The 23204-nt window shown below is 71.2% G+C and carries 18 protein-coding genes; 11 read left to right on the top strand and 7 right to left on the bottom strand.

Features of this window, described 5'->3' with window-relative positions:
- Window positions 1–7: 7 nt before the first annotated feature.
- From AACH10_RS21845 to AACH10_RS21820, 6 genes are all read left to right on the top strand, one after another.
- Window positions 8–733 (top strand): SapC family protein, encoded by a 726-nt coding sequence (locus AACH10_RS21845; protein ID WP_341412642.1) that lies wholly within the window; start codon window positions 8–10, stop codon window positions 731–733.
- A gap of 19 nt (window positions 734–752) precedes the next feature.
- The gene (locus AACH10_RS21840; RefSeq protein ID WP_341412641.1) at window positions 753–1787 is read left to right on the top strand and encodes a cupin-like domain-containing protein; all 1035 of its coding nucleotides are present in this window, start codon (window positions 753–755) and stop codon (window positions 1785–1787) included.
- A 30-nt stretch (window positions 1788–1817) separates the two neighbouring features.
- Window positions 1818–3365, top strand: coding sequence for a tryptophan halogenase family protein (locus AACH10_RS21835; protein WP_341412640.1), 1548 nt, complete (start codon window positions 1818–1820; stop codon window positions 3363–3365).
- A gap of 166 nt (window positions 3366–3531) precedes the next feature.
- Window positions 3532–5088: a methyl-accepting chemotaxis protein gene (locus AACH10_RS21830; protein ID WP_341412639.1), complete on the top strand. Its 1557-nt coding sequence runs from the start codon at window positions 3532–3534 to the stop codon at window positions 5086–5088.
- 134 nt (window positions 5089–5222) lie between these two features.
- Window positions 5223–8864, top strand: a complete 3642-nt coding sequence (locus AACH10_RS21825) for an indolepyruvate ferredoxin oxidoreductase family protein (RefSeq protein ID WP_341412638.1) — start codon at window positions 5223–5225, stop codon at window positions 8862–8864.
- A 129-nt stretch (window positions 8865–8993) separates the two neighbouring features.
- The gene (locus tag AACH10_RS21820) at window positions 8994–10220 is read left to right on the top strand and encodes an ABC transporter substrate-binding protein (RefSeq protein WP_341412637.1); all 1227 of its coding nucleotides are present in this window, start codon (window positions 8994–8996) and stop codon (window positions 10218–10220) included.
- Window positions 10221–10325: 105 nt separating this feature from the next.
- Here AACH10_RS21820 and AACH10_RS21815 read toward each other — a convergent pair whose 3' ends face one another.
- Window positions 10326–11003, bottom strand: coding sequence for a nitroreductase (locus AACH10_RS21815; RefSeq protein WP_341412636.1), 678 nt, complete (start codon window positions 11001–11003; stop codon window positions 10326–10328).
- A gap of 11 nt (window positions 11004–11014) precedes the next feature.
- Window positions 11015–11992 (bottom strand): LysR family transcriptional regulator, encoded by a 978-nt coding sequence (locus AACH10_RS21810; RefSeq protein WP_341412851.1) that lies wholly within the window; start codon window positions 11990–11992, stop codon window positions 11015–11017.
- Between the two features lie 85 nt (window positions 11993–12077).
- Here AACH10_RS21810 and AACH10_RS21805 point away from each other — a divergent pair, with 85 nt between their 5' ends.
- Genes AACH10_RS21805 through AACH10_RS21795 form a run of 3 tightly spaced genes read left to right on the top strand, consistent with a single transcriptional unit; the run spans window position 12078 to window position 14873 of the window.
- Entirely contained in the window at window positions 12078–13493 is a 1416-nt protein-coding gene (locus AACH10_RS21805; protein ID WP_341412635.1) for an acyclic terpene utilization AtuA family protein, read from the top strand.
- A complete protein-coding gene (locus tag AACH10_RS21800) occupies window positions 13490–13864 on the top strand; it encodes an AtuA-related protein (protein WP_341412634.1) in 375 nt (124 codons plus the stop codon). The genes AACH10_RS21805 and AACH10_RS21800 overlap by 4 nt, the downstream gene beginning before the upstream one ends.
- Before the next feature lie 25 nt (window positions 13865–13889).
- Window positions 13890–14873: a Bug family tripartite tricarboxylate transporter substrate binding protein gene (locus AACH10_RS21795; RefSeq protein ID WP_341412632.1), complete on the top strand. Its 984-nt coding sequence runs from the start codon at window positions 13890–13892 to the stop codon at window positions 14871–14873.
- A 62-nt stretch (window positions 14874–14935) separates the two neighbouring features.
- On the opposite strand, the gene AACH10_RS21790 is transcribed toward AACH10_RS21795, so the two are convergent.
- Genes AACH10_RS21790 through hutC form a run of 5 tightly spaced genes read right to left on the bottom strand, consistent with a single transcriptional unit; the run spans window position 14936 to window position 19757 of the window.
- On the bottom strand, window positions 14936–16318 hold the full coding sequence (locus AACH10_RS21790) for a formimidoylglutamate deiminase (RefSeq protein WP_341412631.1): 1383 nt from the start codon (window positions 16316–16318) through the stop codon (window positions 14936–14938).
- Between the two features lies 1 nt (window position 16319).
- The gene (gene hutG / locus AACH10_RS21785) at window positions 16320–17138 is read right to left on the bottom strand and encodes an N-formylglutamate deformylase (RefSeq protein WP_341412630.1); all 819 of its coding nucleotides are present in this window, start codon (window positions 17136–17138) and stop codon (window positions 16320–16322) included.
- An 11-nt stretch (window positions 17139–17149) separates the two neighbouring features.
- Window positions 17150–18385: an imidazolonepropionase gene (hutI, locus tag AACH10_RS21780; protein WP_423228644.1), complete on the bottom strand. Its 1236-nt coding sequence runs from the start codon at window positions 18383–18385 to the stop codon at window positions 17150–17152.
- Window positions 18382–19002, bottom strand: coding sequence for a HutD/Ves family protein (locus AACH10_RS21775; protein ID WP_341412629.1), 621 nt, complete (start codon window positions 19000–19002; stop codon window positions 18382–18384). Before AACH10_RS21775 ends, hutI begins: the two co-directional genes overlap by 4 nt.
- 8 nt (window positions 19003–19010) lie before the next feature.
- The gene (gene hutC, locus AACH10_RS21770; RefSeq protein ID WP_341412628.1) at window positions 19011–19757 is read right to left on the bottom strand and encodes a histidine utilization repressor; all 747 of its coding nucleotides are present in this window, start codon (window positions 19755–19757) and stop codon (window positions 19011–19013) included.
- A gap of 96 nt (window positions 19758–19853) precedes the next feature.
- Between hutC and hutU the strand changes: the two genes are divergently transcribed.
- Together hutU and hutH are read left to right on the top strand one after the other, a co-directional pair.
- On the top strand, window positions 19854–21554 hold the full coding sequence (hutU, locus tag AACH10_RS21765; protein WP_341412627.1) for a urocanate hydratase: 1701 nt from the start codon (window positions 19854–19856) through the stop codon (window positions 21552–21554).
- Window positions 21555–21556: 2 nt separating this feature from the next.
- A complete protein-coding gene (gene hutH / locus AACH10_RS21760; protein ID WP_341412626.1) occupies window positions 21557–23191 on the top strand; it encodes a histidine ammonia-lyase in 1635 nt (544 codons plus the stop codon).
- The last annotated feature ends 13 nt before the right edge of the window (window positions 23192–23204 follow it).

Here is a 23204-nt window from a genome sequence, read left to right as displayed (position 1 = left end):
CCCCGCCATGACCCAAGCCGTTGCGCTCGACCCCGCCCAGCACGCCCACCTGCGCATCCTCACCAGCCGCGGCGCGGCCTGGGGCGACGAGGCCATGTCGGCCCTGGTGGTGCCGGCCGAGTTCCGCGCGGTGCAGGCCTGCTACCCGATCGTGTTCGAGCCCACCGCCGACGGCGCGATGGGCGGCTACCAGCCGGTGGCGCTGTTCGGCCTGGAGCCTGGGCAGAACCTGTTCCTGGGCCTGAATGGCTGGGACGCGCCCTGCCTGCCGATGAGCGTGGAACGCCAGCCCTTCCTGATCGGCCGCGGCGGCCCCCATGGCGAACAGCTCAATGTGCATGTCGACCTGGCGCATCCGCGCGTCAGCCACACGCACGGCGAGCCGGTGTTCGACGCACTTGGCCAGCCCAGCCCCTACCTGGAGCGCATCACCGGCCTGCTGGGCGCGCTGCACGAAGGCGTGCAACAGTTGCCCGGCTTCATCGACGCGCTGCTGGGCCACGAGCTGCTGGAGTCCTTCGTGCTCGACGTCACCGACGACGACGGCAGCGTCAACCGCCTGGCCGGCTACTTCACCATCCATGAAGAGCGCCTGGCGGCGCTGGATGGCCGCGCGCTCACCGCGCTGCACCATGCCGGCCACCTGGCACTGATCTACATGGTGCTGGCGTCCACCGCGCAGTTCCCGGCGCTGATCGAGCGGCGCAAGCGGCGCCTCACCGGCCTGGCCTGACGCCACGAGCCCGCACGCCATGAACCCGATGCGCGAGCTACACGGGCTGCGCGCCGATGCGCTGCCCGAAGACGTGCTCACCAGCACCCAGCCGCTGCTGCTGCGCGGCATGGTGGCGCACTGGCCCATCACGCAGGCGGCCCTGCAGCCCGGGCTGCAAGGCGGCCGCGCGGCGGCCGACTACCTGCGCGGCTTCGGCGCCGAATCGGCCGTGGGCGTGCTGCTGGGCCAGCCCGAGATCGGCGGCCGCTTCTTCTACAACGACACGCTCACCGGCCTGAACTTCCGCCGCGAGGGCGGGCGCCTGGGCCGCGTGCTGGATGCGCTGATGCAGCTGGCCGCCGTGCCGCCCGGCTCGCCGCCGCCCCCGGCGCTGTACGTGGGCTCCACCTCGGTGGACACCTGCCTGCCGGGCTTCCGCGCCGCCAACGACCTGAGCGATCCGGCCTTCCAGGCGCGCGATCCGCTGGTCAGCATCTGGCTGGGCAACCGCACGCGCATCGCCGCGCACTTCGACCTGCCCGACAACATCGCCTGCGTGGTGGCCGGGCGACGGCGCTTCACGCTGTTCCCGCCCGAGGCCGTGGGCGATCTGTATGTCGGCCCGCTGGACCTCACGCCCGCCGGCCAGGCCATCAGCCTGGTGGACATGGCCGCGCCGGATTTCGAGCGCCACCCGCGCTTTGCCAACGCGCTGGCCGTGGCGCAGGTGGCCGAGATGGGCCCGGGTGACGCCATCTTCATCCCCAGCCTGTGGTGGCACCAGGTGGAGGCGCTGGAGCCCTTCAACGTGCTGGTGAACTACTGGTGGCGGCAAAGCCCCGAGCAAATGGATTCGCCGATGGCCACGCTGCTGCATGCGCTGCTGACGCTGCGCGAGCTGCCGCCCGCGCAGCGCGAGGCCTGGCGCGCGCTGTTCAACCACTACGTGTTCGATGCCACCGCCGACACGGCCGCCCACATCCCGCCCCATGCCCGCAGCGTGCTGGCGCCGATGGATGCCACTGGCGCGCAAGCCTTGCGCCAGCAGCTGATCAAGCGACTGACGCGCTGACCGAGACCTAGACCGATCCCGAGACAAGCCATGACCGCCAACACGCCAGACACGCGTACCTTGAAGCCGATCCGCCGCATCGTCATCGCCGGTGGCGGCACCGCCGGCTGGATGGTGGCCGCGTGCATCAGCAAGACGCTGGGCCGGCTGCTGGACATCCGGCTGATCGAATCCGACGAGATCGGCACCGTGGGCGTGGGCGAGGCCACCATCCCCACGCTGCTCACCTTCCACGAGCTGCTGGGCATCAACGAGCAGGAGTTCATGGCCGCCACGCAGGCCACGTTCAAGCTGGGCATCCGCTTCGAGAACTGGCGCAACGTGCGCGAGGAATACATCCACTCCTTCGGCCTGACCGGCAAGGACCACTGGACCGCCGGCTTCCAGCACTTCTGGCTGAAGGGCCGCGCGCGCGGCCTGGCCGCCGAGTTCGGCGCCTACTGCCTGGAGCTGCGCGCCGCCGAGGAAAGCCGCTTCGCCCACCTGCCGCGCAACGGCCTGAACTACGCCTTCCACCTGGATGCCTCGCTGTACGCGAAGTTCCTGCGCCAGATGAGCGAGCAGCATGGCGTGCAGCGCATCGAGGGCAAGATCGTCGAGGTGCGCCAGGCGGCGCCTGAACCGGGTGCGCCGGAAGGCGAGCCCGGAGACATCCAGGCCCTGCGCCTGGACAACGGCGCGGTGATCGAGGGCGACCTGTTCATCGACTGCACCGGCATCCGCTCGCTGCTGCTGGGCCAGACGCTGGGCGTGGGCTACCAGAACTGGTCGCACTGGCTGCCCTGCGACAGCGCGGTGGCGGTGCAGACGGCCTCGGTCGGCCCGGCCGTGCCCTACACCCGGTCGATCGCGCACGAGTTCGGCTGGCAGTGGCGCATTCCGCTGCAGCACCGCGTGGGCAACGGCCTGGTCTACAGCAGCCGCGAGCTGGCCGATGACCAGGCCGGCGCCACGCTGCTGGGCAAGGTGCAGGGCGAGGTGCTGACGAAGCCGCGCGTCATCAAGTTCACGCCCGGCCAGCGCGAGGTGGTGTGGCGCCGCAACTGCGTGGCCATCGGTCTCTCAAGCGGCTTCCTGGAACCGCTGGAATCCACCAGCATCCACCTGATCCAGCGCGGCGTGCTCAAGCTGATGCAGCTGTTTCCGCAGCACGGCATCCGCCAGACCGACATCGACGAATACAACGCCCAGTGCCGCAACGAGATGGAGCACATCCGCGACTTCATCATCCTGCACTACCACGTGACGAACCGCGACGACGTCGACTTCTGGCGCCGCTGCCGCACGATGGACGTGCCGGCCTCGCTGCGCCACAAGATCGACCTGTTCCGCGAGACCGCGCGGGTGTTCCGCGCGCCCAACGAGCTGTTTGCCGAGAACTCGTGGATCCAGGTGATGCTGGGCCAGGGCATCGTGCCGCAGCAGTACCACCCGGTGGCCGACCTGATGGGCGATGCCGAACTGAGCGGCTTTCTCGGCGAGGTGCGCGGCCAGGTGGATCGGGCGCTGGGTCAGTTGCCCGAGCATGCGGCCTATGTGGCGCGCTACAGCGGCACGCCGCGACGTGCCGGCGACTGACGGGCAGGGCCACCGGCGGGGCGGCCGCTGACAGCCTGCGCAATCCATCACCGAAGTCGGTCTCAAGTGGTGGCAGGCGCCGCCGAAAACTGGGCTAAGCGCCCGGACCCGGGCGCGTGGCAGCCCTGGCTGCCACGGATTCCAGCTGGCCCAAGGGCCCACCACGATGAACAACCTGAAGATCGGTGCCCGTCTCAAATTGGGCTTTGGGCTGGTGCTGGCGCTGCTGTGCGCCATCACGGTCGTCGCGGCCTGGCAGATGGCTGCCCTGGCCCACAACGCACACGATTACGCGACCAACCTCCTACCCTCCGCCGAGGTGCAAAGCCGCATCGGCATGCGCCTGGGTGACCTGCGCCGCAACGAGTACCGCCACGTGCTGGTCGGCGAGAACAAGGAGCAGGACAAGGTCGAGGCCGAACTGGCCCGGCTCACCAAGGACGTGGAAGGCCTGTTCCAGCGCTACGAGAAGGAACTGGTCTCGGACGACGCCGACCGCCAGGGGCTCACCGAGGCTCGCAGCAGCTTTGTCGCCTACCGCGCGCAGTGGGAGAAGATCCGCCCGGTCTCGCGCCAGACCAGCGCTGAACTGTCCAAGCAGGCCGAGGCCACCACGCTGATGACCACCGACGGTACAAAGGCCTACGAGGCGGCCTACGCCGCACTGAACCGCTGGTTCGACTACAACGTCAAGCTCGCCGGCATTCAGGATCAGGCCTCGACCGACACCTACCACCGTGCCCGCGCCGTGCTGTACGGCATGGCGGCGGTGGCGCTGGCCCTGGGCATCGGCGCGGCGGTGATGATCACCCGCTCGATCACCCTGCCGCTGGCCCGCGCCGTGCAAGTCACCGAGCGCGTGGCCGAAGGCGATCTCAGCATCCGGGTCGCGGCCACGGGCGGCGACGAGACCGCCCAGCTGCTGCAGGCCCTGAGCCGCATGAGCGACAGCCTGGCACGGATGGTGAGCCAGGTGCGCCACGGCAGCGACAGCATCGCCACCGGCAGCGCGCAAATCGCCACCGGCAATGCCGACCTGAGCCAGCGCACCGAAGAGCAGGCCAGCAACCTGCAGCAGACGGCGGCCTCGATGGAGAGCCTGTCGGACACGGTGCGCAACAGCGCCGCCACGGCGGCCGAGGCCAACACCCTGGCCCGCGAGGCCTCCGAGTCGGCCACCCAGGGTGGCCAGATGGTGGCCCAGGTGGTGTCCACGATGCAGGAGATCTCGGCCTCGTCGCGCAAGATCGCTGACATCATCGGCGTCATCGACGGCATCGCCTTCCAGACCAACATCCTGGCGCTCAATGCCGCGGTGGAAGCCGCCCGCGCCGGCGAGCAGGGCCGCGGCTTCGCGGTGGTGGCCAGCGAGGTGCGCAGCCTGGCCGGCCGCTCGGCCGAAGCCGCGCGCGAGATCAAGAGCCTGATCGGCGCCAGCGTCGACAAGGTGGAGGCCGGCACCCGGCAGGTGAACGACACCGGCGAGTCGATGCAGGCCATCGTGGGCCAGGTGCAGCGCGTCAGCCAGCTGATCAGCGAGATCTCGCAAGCCACCACCGAGCAGTCGGCCGGCATCGGCCAGGTGGGCGATGCGATGAGCCAGCTCGACCAGGTCACGCAGCAGAACGCCGCGCTGGTGGAAGAAAGCGCCGCCGCCGCCGAGAGCCTGAAGCAGCAGGCCGGGCAGCTGGCCCAGCTGGTCAGCGTGTTCAAGGTGGTGTGACGCAGCGCAGCATCCATCCAAAGGGGCTTCGGCCCCTTCTTTGCTTTCTGGAGAGAACACCGTTCTCCGAGAGATCCCGCCAGCAGCAAAGATAAGAACAACGTTCCTGGCCTGGAAGGTCAAACTTCCGCGCCATGAACGATGTCCACGCCCCAGCGGCCCCATCCGCTGACGCTCCCGCGATCCAGCGCCCCGACTACCGCCTGGCCGACAACCTGTGGGCCACGCAGGGCGTGGTCTTCCTCACCGGCACGCAAGCCCTGGTGCGGCTGATGTGGATGCAACGCCAGGCCGATGCCGCCGCCGGCCTGGCCACGCAGGGCTTCGTCAGCGGCTACCGCGGCTCGCCACTGGGCATGGTGGACCAGGCATTGTGGAAGGCCGGCCAACGCTGGGCCGAAGCCGGCCTGGTGTTCCAGCCCGCCATCAACGAGGAACTGGCCGCCACCCAGGTGCTGGGCACCCAGCGCGTGGAAAGCGACCCCGAGCGCACGGCCGATGGCGTGTTCGGCCTGTGGTACGGCAAGGGCCCGGGCGTGGACCGCGCGGGCGATGCGCTCAAGCACGGCAACGCCTTCGGCTCGTCGCCGCACGGCGGCGTGCTGGTGGTGGCCGGCGACGACCACGGCTGCGTCTCGTCGTCGATGCCGCACCAGAGCGACCACGCCTTCATGGCCTGGGGCATGCCGGTGCTGCAGCCGGCCGACGTGGGCGAGATGCTCGAGTTCGGCCTGTACGGCTGGGCGCTGTCGCGCTTCTCGGGCGCCTGGGTGGGGCTGGCCGCCCTGTCGGAGGTGGTGGAGAGCGGCTGCACGGTCGATCTGGATCAGGTGCAGCAGCGCGCCGCTGCTTGGGGCCACCCGGCCCGCACCCGCCAGGCCGTGCAGGACAGCACCGGCTACCAGTACCCGGCCGACGGCCTGCATTACCGCTGGCCCGACCTGCCCAGCCTGCGCATCGAGTCGCGCATGGCCGACAAGCTGGCCGCCGTGGCCGCCTTCAGCCAGGTGTTGCGCATCGACCGCGAGCTGATCGCCAGCCCGCAGGCGCATGTGGGCATCGTCACCTGCGGCAAGGCCCACCACGACCTGATGGAGGTGCTGCGCCGCCTGGCGATCACGCCCGCGCAGCTGGCCGAGGCCGGCGTGCGCTTGTACAAGGTGGGCCTGGCCTTTCCGCTCGAAGCCACCGGCATGCAGGCCTTTGCCGCCGGCCTGCGCGAGCTGCTGGTGGTGGAGGAAAAGGGCGCCGTGGTCGAAACCCAGCTGCGCAGCCTGTTCTACAACGCCCCGGCCGAAGCCCGCCCGGCCATCGTCGGCAAGCACGACGCGCAGGGCAGACCGCTGATCTCGGCACTGGGCGAGCTGCGCCCCTCGCGCCTGATCGAGATCGTGGCGCACTGGCTGCGCACCCACTGCGCCGGCACACCCGCCTTCGACGACATCGCGCAGCATGTGCGCGACTTCACCCCGCCGGCGTTGCTGAGCAATGCCGCCGACAGCGTCAAGCGCACACCCTACTTCTGCGCCGGCTGCCCGCACAACACCAGCACCCGCGTGCCCGACGGCAGCACCGCGCGTGCCGGCATCGGCTGCCACTTCATGGCCAACTGGATGGAACGCAGCACGGCCGGTCTGATCCAGATGGGCGGCGAGGGCGTCGACTGGGTCTCGCACGCGCGCTTCACCCGCACGCCGCACATCTTCCAGAATTTGGGCGACGGCACCTACTACCACTCGGGCTACCTGGCCGTGCGCCAGGCCGTGGCGGCGGGCGCCAACATCACCTACAAGATCCTGTTCAACGACGCCGTGGCCATGACCGGCGGCCAGCCGGTGGACGGCCAGATCAGCGTGGACGCCATCGCCCGCCAGGTGGAGAGCGAGGGCGTGAAGCAGGTGGTGGTGGTGAGCGACGACATCGCCAAGTACGACGGCCACCGCCAGCGCTTTCCGGCCGGCACGCAGTTCCATGACCGCGCCGAGCTCGACGCCGTGCAGCGCCGCCTGCGCGAGGTGCCCGGCGTCACCGTGCTGATCTACGAGCAGACCTGCGCCGCCGAGAAGCGCCGCCGCCGCAAGAAGGCCGAGCTGGCCGATCCGCCGCGCCGCCTGTTCATCAACGAGGCCGTGTGCGAGGGATGCGGCGACTGCACCGTGCAGAGCAACTGCGTGGCCGTGCTGCCGCACGAAACCCCGCTGGGCCGCAAGCGCAAGATCGACCAGAGCAGCTGCAACAAGGACTACCGCTGCGCCGATGGTTTCTGCCCCAGCTTCGTCAGCGTCAGCGGCGGGCAGCCGCGCAAGCGTGTCGGCGCCTTGGGTGGTGGCCTGGACGCGCTGCACCAGCGCGTGGCCGCGCTGCCGCAACCGGCACCGCATGTGTGGGCCGCGCCGTACGACCTGCTGGTCACCGGGGTGGGCGGCACCGGCGTGGTGACGGTGGGCGCGGTGATCGCCATGGCCGCCCACCTGCAGGGCTGGCGCGCCAGCGTGCTGGACTTCATGGGCTTTGCGCAAAAGGGCGGCTCGGTGCTGAGCTTCGTGCGCCTGGCCGATGTGCCCGAGCGCCTGAACCAGGTGCGCATCGACACCCAGCAGGCCGATGCCCTGCTGGCCTGCGACCTGGTGGTGGGCGCCTCGCCCGACGCGCTGCAGACCGTGCGCCACGGCCGCACCCGCATCCTGGCCAACACCCACCCGGTGCCAGTGGCCGATGCGCTGCGCAACCCCGACGCCAGTCTGCGCATCCCCGACCTGCTGGCCAAGCTGCGCCATGTGGCCGGCGACGCGCAGGTGGAAACCTTCGACGCCCAGGCCCTGGCCGAGGAGTTTCTGGGCGACACCATCACCAGCAACATCCTGGCGCTGGGCTATGCGTGGCAGCGCGGCCTGGTGCCGGTGGGCCTGGCGGCGCTGACCCGCGCCATCGAGCTGAACGGCGTGGCCGTGCCGGCCAACCTGGCCGCGCTGGCGCTCGGCCGCCTGGCCGCCGCCGATGCCGCCGGTCTGCAGGCACTGCGCGACGGCGATGCGGCGTCCCAAGCCACGACCGACGGCGATGCCCCGTTCGAGCAGCTGCTGCAACGCGGCATCGACGAACTCACCGCCTGGCAGAACACCGCCTGGGCGCAACGTTACGCGTCCACCGTGCAGCGCGTGGCCGAGGCCGAGCGCGCCCTCGTGGCGCAGGGCGGCGACGCCAGCCTGCCGCTGGCCCGCACCGCCGCGCGCAGCCTGGCCAAGCTGATGAGCTACAAGGACGAGTACGAGGTGGCGCGCCTGTACACCGACGGCCGCTTCATGCGCCGCGTGCACGAGCAGTTCGACGGCGATGTGCAGTTGGCCTTCCACATGGCACCGCCGCTGCTCAGCCGCGGCCGTGACGGCCAGCCACCACGCAAGATCCGTCTGGGCGCCTGGCTGCTGCCAGCCATGCGTGTGCTGGCCCACGGCAAGCGCCTGCGCGGCACCGTGCTGGACATCTTCGGCCGCACCGACGAGCGCCGCATGGAACGCGCGCTGATCGAACAGTTCGAGTCCCGCCTGGCCGAGTTGACCCAAGGCCTGACCCCCGGCAATCAGGCCCTGGCCACCCAGATCGCCGCCGTGCCGCTGGCCATGCGCGGCTACGGCCATGTCAAGCTGGCCAACGTGGCGCTGGCCCGCGCGCGCGAGGCCGAGCTGCTGCACCGCTTCGATCCGCAGCGCTACCCGCGGCCGCAGGCCGCGCCGCAAGCAGGCCAGATCCGCGGCATCGCCGTCACCGCCGGCTGAGGCCGGGACGGCTCTCCCAGGGACAACCCGCGCGCGGGCAATCCCCAGGGTGAGCGGCCACACCGGTGACAGACGCCGGCCGGCCGCGCGTCTCCCAATGGGGGTTCCCACCACGCACAGGACCCACCCATGTCGCACCCCGTCCGTACCACCCGGCGCGCCCACCTGCTGGCCATCGCCGCGGCCGCCACCTCGGCCCTTCTGCCCGGCGTCTCACAGGCGCAGAAGAAGTACGACCCCGGCGCCAGTGACACGGAAATCAAGATCGGCCACACCATCCCGTACTCGGGCCCGGCCTCGGCCTATGGCGCGCAGGGCAAGGCCATTGCCGCGTGGTTCCAGAAAGTCAATGACGAGGGCGGCGTCAACGGCCGCAAGCTCAAGCTGATCTCGATGGACGACGCCTACAACCCGGCCAAGACCGTGGAGGCGGTGCGCAAGCTGGTCGAGCAGGACGAGGTGCTGTTCATCGGCGGGGCGCTCGGCACACCGCAGAACGCCGCCATCCAGAAGTACCTGAACGCCAAGAAGGTGCCGCAGCTGTTCGTCAGCAGCGGCGCCTCGCGCTGGAACGATCCCAAGAACTTCCCGTACACGATGGGCATCGTGCCGTCGTACCACACCGAGGGCAGCATCTACGCCGAGCACATCCTGAAGAACAAGCCCGGCGCCAAGATCGCCGTGCTGTTCCAGAACGACGACTTCGGCAAGGACTACCTGAAGGGCTTTCTCGACGGTCTGGGCGACAAGGCCAAGACCATGGTGGTAGGCCAGCAGAGCTATGAAGTGACCGACCCCACGGTGGACAGCCAACTGGTGAGCCTGAAGGCCACCGGTGCCGACACCTTCTTCAACATCACCACGCCCAAGTTCGCGGCCCAGGCCATCCGCAAGCTGCCCGAGCTGGGCTGGAAGCCGGTGCACTACCTGGCCAGCGTGTCGGGCGCGGTGTCCTCCACGCTCAAGCCCGCGGGCCTGGAGAACTCCATCGGCATCATCACCTGCACCTACCTGCGCGACCCGGCCGATCTGGAGCAGGCCAACACGCCCGAGGTGGCGGCCTTCACCGCCTGGATGAAGAAGTACAACCCCGGCGCCGATCCCACCGACATGCTGTATGTGAGCGGCCAGGTGATCGCCCAGGCCATGGTGGAGGTGCTGAAGAAGGCCGGCGACAACCTCACGCGCGAGAACATCATGAAGGTGGCCGCATCGCTCGACACGGCCCTGCCGATGCAGTACCCCGGCGTGAACCTCAAGACCTCGGCCGACGACTTCGCCCCGGTGGAACGCATGCGGCCGCAGCGCTTCAACGGCACGCGCTACGAGACCTTCGGGCCGGTGATGGGCCGGTGATGGCCCTGTGATGGGGCAGTGATCGGGCTGTCGGCAGCGGCCAGCAGCGTCGGGCAGGGTGCGCGTCGATCGACGTGGGATGTGGCGGCGGGCAGCCGCCGCCCATCAGTCGTCGAAGCCCCGAAACACGGCCGCCTCGTCCACCGACTTGCGCTGCGACACCACGGCATTGGCCGGAAAGCTGTCGTCGGGCCAGCCCATGGCCACGCAGGTCTGGATCACCTGGTCGTCGGGGATGCCGGCCTCGGCCCGCACCACGGGCGACTGCATGATGCCCTGGCTGTTGATCACGCAGCCCAGGCCGCGCGACCAGGCGGCATTGACCAGGCAGTTGACGACGCCGCCGCAATCGAAGGGCGCGATGTCGCTGCCCTGGATCGAGCGGTCGTAGGTGACCACGATGGACACCGGCGCATCGAACTGGCGGAAGCCGCGCAGCACCCAGTCCTGCCGCGCGGCCTTGTCCTCGCGCGCAATGCCCATCGCCGCGAACAGCTGCTTGGCAATGCCGATCTGGCGCTCGCGGTGCACGCCTTCGTAGCCGGGGCCCATGCGGAACTCGCGTGAATCGGGCACGCCGGCCAGGTTGCGCTCCACATTGCCCTGCCGGATGCGGTCGAGCACCGCGCCGGCCACCACATAGAAGTTCCAGGGCTGGGTGTTCAGCGAGGTGGGCGCCCGCATGGCCAGCGCCAGGATCTCGCGGATCAGCGCCTGCGGCACCGGCTTCTTCAGGTAGCCGCGGATGCTGCGGCGGCCCTGGATCACATCGTCGAATTCCATTCGTCTCCTCGTCAGGTGTCGGCGCGCACGGCCGCAGCCACCGTTGTGCCGGAAAGCGCCGCGCGCGGCTGTCCCGGCGTGGACAGGCGCCGGCGCATGCGCGGCGGAGCGGGTCGGCGCGCCATCACCCAGTCGTAGAAGGCCTGGGCCGCGAACGACAGCGCGCGGTCGCGCCGCCGCACCAGGTACAGGCTGCGCTCCAGCCCGGGCCAGTTCAGCGGCCGGGTCACGAGCTCTGGGCCGCCGAACTGGTACAGCGTGAGCGCCGGCACCACGCTGATGCCCAGCCCGGCGCGCACCATGCCGGCCACGGTGGCCAGCTGATCGACCTCGATGGCCGCAGGCAGCGGTTGCGGGTGCATGGCTGCATCCACGTACTGGCGCACGCTGGACGTGCGCGACAGGTGCACGAAGGGATGCGCCGCCAGATCGGCCGGCGCCAGCCGGCGCTGGCGCGCCAGCGGATGGTCGGCCCGGCACACCAGGTGGAAGCGATCGCTGCAGAACCACTCGGCCTGCAGCTCGGGTGTCTCGGCGCGCGTGGCGGCCAGTGCCAGATCGGCCTGGCCGCTCTTCACGCGCTCGATGCAGGGCTCCGACAGCACATCGGCCACCTGCAGCTCCAGCCCCGGATGCCGGTCGCGAAAGCCGGCCAGCACCTGCGGCAGCCAGCCGGCCGCCAGCGACGGCAGCAGGGCCACCGACACGCGGCCGCGCTCGCGCAGGGCCCGCTCGCGCACGCCGCCCAGCGCGGCATCGAACTCGGCCACCGCGCGCTGTGCGCCGGGCAGCAGGTCGCGGCCCTCGGCGCTCAGTGCCACATGCCGCGTGCTGCGGTCGAACAGCCGGGCGCCCACGGCGTCCTCCAGCTGGCGCACCAGGGCACTGAAGGCCGGCTGCGACAGGTGGCAGGCCTGGGCGGCGCGCGTGAAGCGCTGGTGCTCAGCCAGCGCCAGGAACGCACGCAGGTGGCGCAGCGACACATTCATCTGCATTTCAGATCAGTCCAGTCGAACTTTCGATTTCACAAATTACCACGGCCTGCCTACATTGCCGGCCATGAATCCGAGCGCGATGCCGCCCACCCCCGCCACGCCGCAGCGCCATGGGCTGCTGCGCGTGGGCTGCGCTGCCGGCTTCTCGGGCGACCGCACCGACGCTGCCGGCCCGGTGGTGGATGCGCTGATCGCCGCCGGCGGCCCGGCCGTGCTGATCTTCGAGACCCTGGCCGAGCGCACGCTGGCGCTGGCCCAGCTGGCACGCCACGCCGATCCCGACGCCGGCTACGAGCCCCTGCTGCCCGAACTGCTGCGGCCGGTGCTGGCACGCTGCCTGGCCGCGGGCATCCGCATCGTCAGCAACTTCGGCGCGGCCCACCCGGCCGGCGCCGCACGGTGCATCCACGCACTGGCGCGCGAGCTGGGCCTGGCGCCGCCGCGCATCGCGGTGGTGAGTGGCGACGACGTCAGCGGCCCGGCGCATCGCGCGGCGCTGGCCACCGCGCTGCGTGCCGCAGGCGCCGACGCCGACCTGCAACCGGTCTCGGCCAATGCCTACCTCGGCGCCGAGGCCATCGCCGATGCGCTGCGCGCGGGTGCCGAGATCGTGGTGTGCGGCCGCGTGGCCGACCCCTCGCTCACCGTGGGCCCGGCGCTGGCGCACTTCGGCTGGGCGCGTGACGACTGGCACCGCCTGGCCCGCGCCACCATGGCCGGCCACCTGCTGGAATGCGGCACCCAGGTCACCGGCGGCTACTACGCCGACCCCGGCTTCAAGGACGTGCCGGGCCTGGCCACGCTGGGCTACCCCATCGCCGAGATCGACGCCGACGGCCACTGCACCCTCACCAAGCCGGCGGGCACCGGCGGGCGCGTGGACGCGCACACCGTGAAGGAACAGCTGCTGTATGAGCTGCACGACCCGGCGGCCTACCTGACGCCCGACGTGGTGGCCGACATCACCGAGGCGGAGGTGTGCGAGACCGGCCCCGACCGCGTGCGCCTGACCGGCGTGCGCGGCCAGGCCCGCCCGGACACGCTGAAGGTCAACGTGTTCCATGCCACCGGCTGGCTGGCCGAAGGCGAGATCTCGTATGCCGGCGCGCGGGCCGAGGCCCGAGCCCGCCTGGCCGCCGACGTGTTGCGCGAGCGCCTGGCCGGGCTGGGCCCGCTGCGTGCCGACCTGATCGGCGTGGCCAGCCTATTCAACGACGATGCCGGCCAGCGCCTGGCCGCGCTGCCCACGGGCGAGGCGCGCGACGTGCGCCTGCGCGTGGCGCTGAACCACGCCGACCGTGCCGCCGCCGAGCGGCTGACCCGCGAGGTGACGGCCCTGTACTGCTGCGGCCCGGCCGGCGGCGGCGGTGTGCGCACCGCGCTGCGGCCCCGGCTGGGCACGGTGTCGTGCCTGCTGCCGCGCGAGCAGGTACAGGCCCGCTTCCACTTCGTGCCGGCCGACGGTGCCGCACAGGCCGCGGAGGGCGCCGCATGATCACCGTGCCGCTGCACCACGCCGGCCACGGCCGCACCGGCGACAAGGGCAACCGCTCGAACATCAGCGTCATCGCCTGGCACCCGGCGCTGTGGCCGCTGCTGGTCGAGCAGATCACCGAGGTGGCCGTGGCGCAGGCCTTTGCGCACCGCCGCCCCACGCGCGTCACGCGCCACCTGCTGCCGCGCCTGCAGGCCATGAACTTCGTGCTCGACGAGGTGCTGGATGGCGGCGTCAACGACTCGCTCAACCTCGACAGCCACGGCAAGGCGCTGTCCTTCCTGCTGCTGGACCTGCCGCTGAACGTGCCCGACACGCTGGCCAGCCACCTGGTCGGCCTGCCCGGCGCGCCCCGGCCGCCACGCCCCTGACAACAACACCCGACCGGAGACCCGCATGCACCTCACCCTTGCCCGCCGACGCCTGATCGCCCTGGCCGCCGCGCTGCTGCCGCTGATGGCAGCGCCCACACAGGCCCAGGCGCAGACCTACCCGGCCAAGCCGCTGAGCTTCATCGTGCCCTTTGCCGCGGGCAGCGCCACCGACCAGCTGGCGCGGGCGCTGGGACAGTCGGTCAGCGAGCAGACGCACCAGGCCGTGGTGGTGGACAACCGCGCCGGCGCCAGCGGCATGCTGGCGGCCCAGGCGGCGGCACGCGCCCCGGCCGATGGCCACACCGTGCTGATCACCACCAACACCACGCACGCGGCCAACGAGCACCTCTACAAGAAACTGCCGTATGACCCGGTGAAGGACTTCGCCCCGGTCAGCGGCCTGGGCAAGGGCGGGCAGGTGATGGTGGTCAACCCGGCCTCGCCGTACAAGAGCGTGGCCGATGTGCTGGCCGCTGCCAAGGCCAAGCCGGGCAAGCTGAGCTTCGGCAGCGGCAGTTCGTCCAGCCGCGTGGCGGGCGAGCTGTTCCAGCAGATGGCCGGCATCGAGCTGCTGCACGTGCCGTACAAGAGCAACCCGCTGGCCATCACCGACCTGCTGGGCGGCCAGATCGACCTGATGGTGACCGACACCTCCACCGGCGTGCCGCAGATCAAGGCCGGCAAGCTGCGTGCGCTGGGCGTGTCCACCGCCAGGCGGCTGGCCATGCTGCCCGAGGTGCCCACCATCAGCGAAGCCGGCGTCAAGGGCTATGACATGGGCTACTGGTTCGCGGCCTATGTGCCGGCCGGCACGCCGGCCCCGGTGGTGGCGCGGCTGAACGAGTTGCTGGCCAACGCCTTGAAGTCGCCCGCCGCCAAGGCCTTCTTCGAGACCAGCGGCGGCGAGGCCTTCCCCACCACGCCCGATGCGCTGGCGAAGTTCCAGCAGGACGAGTCGCGCAAGTGGGGCAAGGTGATCAAGGCCGCGGGCATCGAGCCCGAGTGATCGGCGGGGGGCGGGCAGGGCGGCCGCCCTGGCCGCGCCAGCACCGTCACGCCCTCACACCCTCACGCCGCCAAGGCCTGCATGGCGTCCACATAGGCCGCTGCCAGCGCGCCGGCCTGCACATGCCGGCCCTCGCGCACCCGGCATTGCCCGGCCACCCACACCTGGCTGAAGGCCGGGGCATCGGCGGCGAACACCAGGCCGTCGAGCGCATGGCTCAGCGGCACGCCCAGCAAGCCCGGCGCGGCCCTGTCCAGCACCAGCAGATCGGCCCGGGCACCCGCCTGCAGGCCCCAGGTGCGGATGCCGGCCGCCGCGGCGCCACCGGTCAGGCTGTCGTGGAACAAGCGCGCGGCGGTGGCCGGCTGGCCCTGCTCGGGCGCGGCGGCCACGTTGCGCTGGCGCAGCGCCAGGCGCTGGCTGGTCTCCAGCGCACGCAGCTCGTGCGGCCAATGGCGCGCCACATGGCTGTCGGAGCCAATGCTGATGACGGTGTTTCGCGACAGCCAGCCGGGCAGGTCGATGATGCCGTCGCCCAGGTTGGCCTCGGTGCTGGGGCAGATCGCCACGCCGGCACCGGCGGCGGCCACGGCGTCCATCTCGGCTGGCGTGGCGTGGGTGGCATGCACCAGCTGCCAGCGCGCATCCAGCGGCACATGGCCGGCCAACCACTCGATCGGCCGCTGGCCGGTGGCGGCCAGGCAGTCGCTCACTTCACCCGTCTGCTCGGCGATGTGGATGTGGATCGGGCCATCGCCGCCATCGCAGCCGCGCAGCAGTGCGGTGATGGATTCAGGCGACGCGGCGCGCAGCGAATGGATGGCCACGCCCGCCGTCACACCGGGCAGGCCCCAGGCACGCACGCCGTCGCGCATGGCCAGCACGCTGGCCGGCGTGGTGGCAAAGCGGCGCTGGTCGGGCCGCAAGGCCGGCTGCGTGAAGCCGGCGCGCTGGTACAGCACCGGCAGCAGGGTCAGGCCGATCCCGGTGGCCTGCGCCGCGGCCGCCAGCGCCTGGGCCATGGCCAGCGGCTCGGGCCAGGGCGTGCCGTCGGGCGCGTGGTGCAGGTAGTGGAACTCCAGCACGTGCGTGTAGCCACCTTGCAGCAGCTCGGCATACAGCTGGCTGGCCACGGCCTGCAGCTGGCCCGGCGTGATGCGGTTGGCCACCGCGTACATGCGGTCGCGCCAGCCCCAGAAGTCGTCCTGCGCGGCCTCGCGCCGCTCGGCCATGCCGGCGAAAGCGCGCTGAAAGGCGTGGCTGTGCGCGTTCACCAGGCCGGGCAGCACCGGGCCGGGCAGCACGGTGGCACCTTCAGGCGGCTGAGCCACGCCGGCTTGCACCGACTGCCAAAGGCCATCGCGGCCGGGCGTGAGCAGCACATCGGCCACCCAGCCGCGCTCGGGCAGCCAGGCGTGCGGCGCCCAGAGTAGCCTGGCGGTCATGTCAGACCTCCGGGCGCCATGCAACCAGCGCACCCAGCAGCTGGCGCAGCACCGGCTGCACCTCGGCTGCGCGGTCTTCGCGGTAGGCGAACGGTGGCTCGGCCGTGTCGTCGTCCATGTAGCAGCCCCAGCACATCTCCAGCTGCAGCGCATGCACGCCCTGGCCGGGCTGACCGTAGTGGCGCGTGATGTGCCCGCCCTTGAAGCGGCCGTTGGTGATGTGCGTGAAGCGCTGCTGCCCGGCCAGCACCGCCTGTGCCGCAGCCTGCAGGCCGGGCGCGCAGGCGCGGCCGTCGGCCGTGCCCAGGTTCAGATCCCACAGCTTGCCCTCGAACAGCCAGGGCAAGCGGTCCTTGATGCTGTGGCCGTCGAACAGCACGGCGTGGCCATGCGCCGCCTTCAGCCGCGCCAGCTCGTCAGACAGCGCCTGGTGATAGGGCCGCCAGTACGCGTCCACGCGCTGGCGCACCTCGGTCTCATCGGGCGCCTGGCCGCTCTGGTAGATCGTGTCGCCGGTGAAGAAGCGCGTGGGGCACAGCTCGGTGTTGTTGGCACCGGGGTACATCGGCACGTTCTCGGGCGGGCGGTTCAGGTCGACGACGATGCGGCTGTAGCGGGGCACCAGCACGCTGGCACCGAGTTCCTGCGCAAAGGCGTACAGGCGCTCCAGGTGCCAGTCGGTGTCTTCCACGCGCCGGGCACGCGGCACCAGGCGGGGCAGCAGCGCGGCGGGCAGCTGGGTGCCCACATGCGGCAGGCTCAGCAGCAGCGGCGCGCTGCCGCGGTGCAGGCGGAACACCGGTTCGGCGGGTGGGAACATGGGGCTGTCTCCTAATCGTTGCTCACGCTGCGGCCACCCAGCACCACGCGCTGCGCGGGCCGGTGGCCGAACCAGTAGCTCAGCTCGGCCGGGTGGTTCAGGTTCCAGGCCACGAAGTCGGCGCGGCAGCCGGCCGCCAGGCGGCCGTGCGTGGCCTGCAGGCCCAGCGCGCGCGCGGCATGCACGGTGGTGCCGGCCAGCGCCTCCTCGGGCGTCAGGCGGAACAGCGTGCAGGCCATGTTCATCGCCAGCAGCAGCGACAGGCCGGGCGACGAGCCGGGGTTGTGGTCGCTGGCCACGGCGATGGGCACGCCGGCCTCGCGCAGCGCCTGCACCGGCGGCAGGTGGGTGTCGCGCAAAAAGTAGTAGGCCGTGGGCAGCAGCATGGCCACGGTGCCCGCCTGCGCCATCGCCGCGATGCCGCTGGCCGACAGGTGCTCGATGTGGTCGCAGCTGAGCGCGCCATAGCCGGCGGCCAGCGCCGCACCTTCCTGGTTGCTCAGCTGCTCGGCATGCAGCTTGACCGGCAGGCCCAGCGCGCGGGCGGCGTCGAACACGCGCCGCGTCTGCGCCGGCGTGAAGCCGATGGTGTCGCAGAACACATCCACCGCATCCAACAGGCCGGCGGCGGCCTGGGCGGGCAGCCAGGCGGCCACGGCGTCGATGTAGTCGTCGGGGCGGCCGTCGTATTCGGGTGGCAGCGCATGCGCGCCCAGCGAAGTGCTGCGCACGGTGACGCCCAGCGCCGATCCGACGCGGCGCGCCACGCGCAGGCAGCGCGCCTCGGTGTCAGCATCCAGGCCGTAGCCGCTCTTGATCTCCAGCGTGGTCACGCCCTCAGCCAGCAACTGCCGGGCGCGGGCCAGTGCCAGCGCCAGCAGCTCGTCCTCGCTGGCGGCGCGGGTGGCGGCCACGGTCGAGCGGATGCCGCCACCGGCGCGGGCGATCTCCTCGTAGGTGGCGCCCTGGAGCCGCCGCTCGAACTCGCGCGCCCGGTCACCGGCATAGACCAGGTGGGTGTGGGCGTCGATCAGGCCCGGCGTGACCAGGCGGTCGCCCAGGTCCACCTCGTCGGTGATGTGGCCGCGCAGATCGGCCGGCAGGCCCGACATCGGGCCCACCCAGCGCAGCGTGTCGCCCTGCGTCAGCAGCGCGCCATCGGGCAGCCAGCCGTAGGGCGTGGCGCCATCCATCGTGGCCAGCCGGGCGTGGCGCCACAGGGTGAGCGGTGTGGCGGGAGCGTTCATGGCGTGGGGGATGGGCTTTCGGGCAGCTGGGCCCACAGCCAGCAGGCGCGGGCAGCGGGGTCGATCGGGGTCCAGCGCAGCGCGGCGCACGGGCCGACGCCGGCAGGCGCCGCGATGGCCAGGCCCAGCACCGGCGCGTCCAGCCAGTCCTCACCCAGGTGCAGGCGGCTGCTGGCGGTGCACAGGCAGGCGGCCCAGGTGCCGGGCGGGGGCATCCAGGCCTCACCCGGCCTCGCAGTGAGCAGACCACCGTCCAGGCCGCGCAGCATCAGGTTCAGGTCGCGCGTGGGGCCGCCGATCAGCGTGCAGCCGGGCGCGTCGGCGCCGTCGAAGTGCAACGGCTCGCTGTCCACCGTGAGCCTGCGCTGCTGCGCGCCGAACTGCAGTTGCACGCCGGCCCCTTGCAGCACCGCGAAGCCGCGGCGCACGCCGTCGAAGGCCGAGAACGGGCCGTCGCGCTCGATGTCGGCCACGCTGACGCGCAGCTGCCAGTCCGCCCCCCCGCCGCCGGGCCAGGTGAACAACGTGCGCGTGCGGCCGCCGCCGTTGCGCCAAGGCTCGGGCGGCACCGGGTCCACGGCGAGCCATTGCCAGCCGCGGGCATCCGTCAAGGCCATGTGCCCACTCATGGCGCGAACTCCCCCTGCACGCGGTAGCGGCTGCCCGGATGCACCAGCCGCGCCGCGGTGATGGCGTGCTGCGCGTTGGTGGTGCGGCGCACCACCACCAGGCAGGGCTCGCTGGCGGCAATGCCCAGCAGCCTGGCCTCGCGCGCGGTGGGCAGCGCCGCCTCGATGCTGTAGCTGGCCTGCCACAGCGGCGCCACCTCCAGCAGGTAATGCGTGGGCGTGGTCTGCGTGAAGTCCACGCCCAGGTAGCCGGGCGCGGCCGCGGGGTTCACGTAGCGGTCTTCGCACTGCAGGGGCACCTCGTTCTCCAGGTGCACGATCAGTGTGTGGAACACCGGTGCGCCGGCCGCCAGCCCCAGCTGCGCGGCCACGCCGGCGCTGGCCGCCTCCTGCCGCGCCAGGTGCACCTGGGCGCGGTGGTGGTGGCCGCGCTGGGTGATCTCTTCATGCAGGTCACGGATCATCAGCTGCGAGGCCACCTTGCCCAGCTGCGCCGCAAAGGTGCCCACGCCCTGCACGCGGTCCACCAGGCCCTCGGCCACCAGCTCGCGCAGCGCGCGACCCACGGTCATGCGGCTGACGCCGAAGCGTTGCACCAGCTCGGCCTCGCTGGGCATCAGCGTGCCGGGTGGGTACTGGCCACTGGCCAGCGCATCGCGCAGGAAGTGCTTGACCTGGGCATAGGGCGCCAACGCCTGACCCGGACTTCGGGCAGGGCGCGGCGATGGCGGTCGGGCGGGCATGCGGGTTTGCGTGGATCGGTCTGGCCGGCATGCTACTTGCCTTGGCTTGTCTAGACAAGTACATTGGCGCCACTCCGCACTGCCTAGGCCACCCCCATGACCGACCTGTCCACCCAGCGCCAGATCGCCCAGCCCCGCCCGGTGAAAGCGCCCACCGGCACCACGCTGCATTGCAAGAACTGGCTGATCGAGGCGGCCTACCGCATGCTGCAAAACAACCTCGACCCCGCGGTGGCCGAGAACCCCGATGCGCTGGTGGTCTACGGCGGCATCGGCAAGGCGGCGCGCAACTGGGATTGCTTCGAGGCCATCCTCAAGAGCCTGGAGCAGCTGAAGGAAGACGAGTCGCTGCTGATCCAGAGCGGCAAGCCGGTGGGCGTGTTCCGCACGCATGCCGATGCACCACGGGTGCTCATCGCCAACTCCAACCTGGTGCCCAAATGGGCCACCTGGGAGCATTTCAACCAGCTCGACCGCGCCGGGCTGATGATGTACGGGCAGATGACCGCCGGCAGCTGGATCTACATCGGCAGCCAGGGCATCGTGCAGGGCACGTATGAAACCTTTGTCGAGGCCGCGCGCCAACACTACGCCGGTCAAGCCCAAGGCAAATGGATCCTGACGGCTGGCCTGGGCGGCATGGGCGGCGCGCAGCCACTGGCCGCCACCTTTGCCGGCTTCTGCTCGCTGAACATCGAGTGCCAACAGTCGCGCATCGACTTCCGCCTGCGCAGCCGCTATGTGGACGAGCAGGCCAGCGACCTGGACGACGCGCTGGCCCGCATCCAGCGCTACACGGCCGAGGGCAAGGCCATCAGCATCGCGCTGCTGGGCAATGCCGCCGACGTGCTGCCCGAGTTGGTGAAGCGCGCCCAGGCCGGTGGCCCGAAGCCCGACCTGGTGACCGACCAGACCAGCGCGCACGATCTGGTCAACGGCTACCTGCCGCCGGGCTGGAGCGTGGCGCAATGGCTGGCCGCCCGCGCCGATGCGGCACAGCACGCCGCGCTGAAGGCCGCTGCCGCCCAGGGCTGCGCACAGCATGTGCAGGCCATGCTGGCCTTCCAGCAGATGGGCGTGCCCACGGTCGACTACGGCAACAACATCCGCCAGGTGGCCTTCGACGAAGGCGTGAAGAGCGCCTTCGACTTCCCCGGCTTCGTGCCGGCCTACATCCGGCCGCTGTTCTGCCGCGGCAAGGGGCCGTTCCGCTGGGTGGCGCTGAGTGGTGATCCGGAGGACATCCGCAAGACCGACGCCAAGATGAAGGAGCTGTTCCCCGAGGACGCACACCTGCACCGCTGGCTGGACATGGCCGGCGAGCGCATCGCCTTTCAGGGCCTGCCGGCACGCATCTGCTGGATCGGCCTGGGCGAGCGCCACCGCGCCGGCCTGGCCTTCAACGAGATGGTGCGCAAGGGCGAGCTGAAGGCGCCCATCGTGATCGGCCGTGATCATCTCGACAGCGGCAGCGTGGCCAGCCCCAACCGCGAGACCGAGGCCATGAAGGACGGCAGCGACGCGGTGAGCGACTGGCCGATGCTGAACGCGCTGCTCAACACCGCCGGCGGCGCCACCTGGGTGAGCCTGCACCACGGCGGCGGCGTGGGCATGGGCTACAGCCAGCACAGCGGCGTGGTGATCGTCTGCGACGGCACTGAAGCGGCTGACAAACGCATCGAACGCGTGCTGTGGAACGACCCCGCCACCGGCGTGATGCGCCATGCCGATGCCGGCTATGCCGAGGCCATCGCCTGCGCGCACGAGCAGAACCTCAACCTGCCGATGGTCAAGTAAGCATGCTGTTGCGCCCCGGAGAACTGACGCTGGATGTGCTGCAGGCCATCCACAACGAAGGCGATCGGCCGCTGCGGCTGATGCTCGACCCCACGGCGCTGCCCGCCATCCAGGCCAGCGCGGCGCTGGTGCAGGCCGCCGCCGCGGGAGACGCACCGGTGTACGGCGTCAACACCGGCTTCGGCAAGCTGGCCAGCACGCGCATCAGCGCGGCCGATCTGGCGCAGTTGCAGCGCAACCTGATCCGCAGCCACAGCGTGGGCGTGGGCGAGCCGCTGCAGCCCGCCGTGGTGCGTCTGATGCTGGCGTTGAAGGCAGCCAGCCTGGGGCGGGGGCACAGCGGTGTGCGGCCGGTGGTGATCGACACCCTGCTGGCCGTGCACAACGCGGGCCTGGTGCCCTACGTGCCCAGCCAGGGCTCGGTCGGCGCCTCGGGCGACCTGGCGCCCTTGTCGCACATGACCCTGGCGCTGATGGGCGAGGGCGCCTTCCTCGGCACCGATGGCCAGCCGGTGCCGGCGGCCGAGGCCTTGACGCAGGCGCGCATCACCCCGCTGGCGCTGGAGGCCAAGGAAGGCCTGGCGCTGATCAACGGCACGCAGACCAGCACCGCGCTGGCGCTGCATGCGCTGTTCGCATTCCGCCCGGTGTTCGAGGCTGCACTGGTGGTGGGCGCGCTGACAGTGGACGCCGCCCGCGGCAGCGACGGCCCCTTCGACCCGCGCATCCACGCGCTGCGCGGCCAGCCGGGCCAGATCGACGTGGCGCGCATCTACCGCGCCCTGCTGGCCGGCAGTGCCATTCGGGCATCGCATGTGGAAGGCGACGAGCGCGTGCAAGACCCGTACTGCCTGCGCTGCCAGCCGCAGGTGGTGGGCGCCTGCCTCGATCAACTGCGCCACGCCGCGCAGGTGCTGCTGCGCGAGGCCAATGCCGTGACGGACAACCCGCTCGTCTTCGCCGACACCGGCGAGATGATCAGCGGCGGCAACTTCCACGCCGAGCCGGTGGCGCTGGCCGCCGATGGCATGGCCCTGGCCATCGCCGAGGTGGGCGCCATCGCCGAGCGCCGCATCGCCATGCTGATCGATGCCGGCGTGTCGCGCCTGCCGCCCTTCCTGACCGCCGACGCGGGCCTGAACAGCGGCTTCATGATCGCGCACGTCACCGCCGCCAGCCTGGCCAGCGAGAACAAGAGCCTGGCCCACCCGGCCAGCGTGGACAGCCTGCCCACCAGCGCCAACCAGGAAGACCATGTGAGCATGGCCACCTTCGCGGCACGGCGCTTGCAAGCGATGGTGAGCAACACCGCGCACATCCTCGGCATCGAGTGGCTGGCCGCGGCCCAGGGCATCGCCTTTCTGCGGCCACTGGCCAGCAGCCCGGCGCTGGAGGAGACCATCGCGCTGCTGCGCCAGCACTGCCCCGCCATGACCACCGACCATTACCTGGCCCCTGACATCGCCCAGGCCACCACGCTGCTGCGCAGCGGGCGGCTGAGCGATCTGCTCGACCGCCAGACCGGCCTGCCCACGCTGTGGCCACAGGCCGACTTGCGCGCCGACATGGACGGCGATGCCGGCTCCGCCGAAGATGGCGGCACGGTGTGCGACCACCCGTCGCACCACCCTCACTGATCGACCACTGACC

Origin of the sequence: Pseudaquabacterium inlustre, assembly GCF_038066595.1 — a bacterium.
Lineage (GTDB): Bacteria > Pseudomonadota > Gammaproteobacteria > Burkholderiales > Burkholderiaceae_C > Pseudaquabacterium > Pseudaquabacterium inlustre.
Note: the sequence above shows the minus strand (reverse complement) of the source record. Positions and strands in the feature narration are given on the sequence as shown.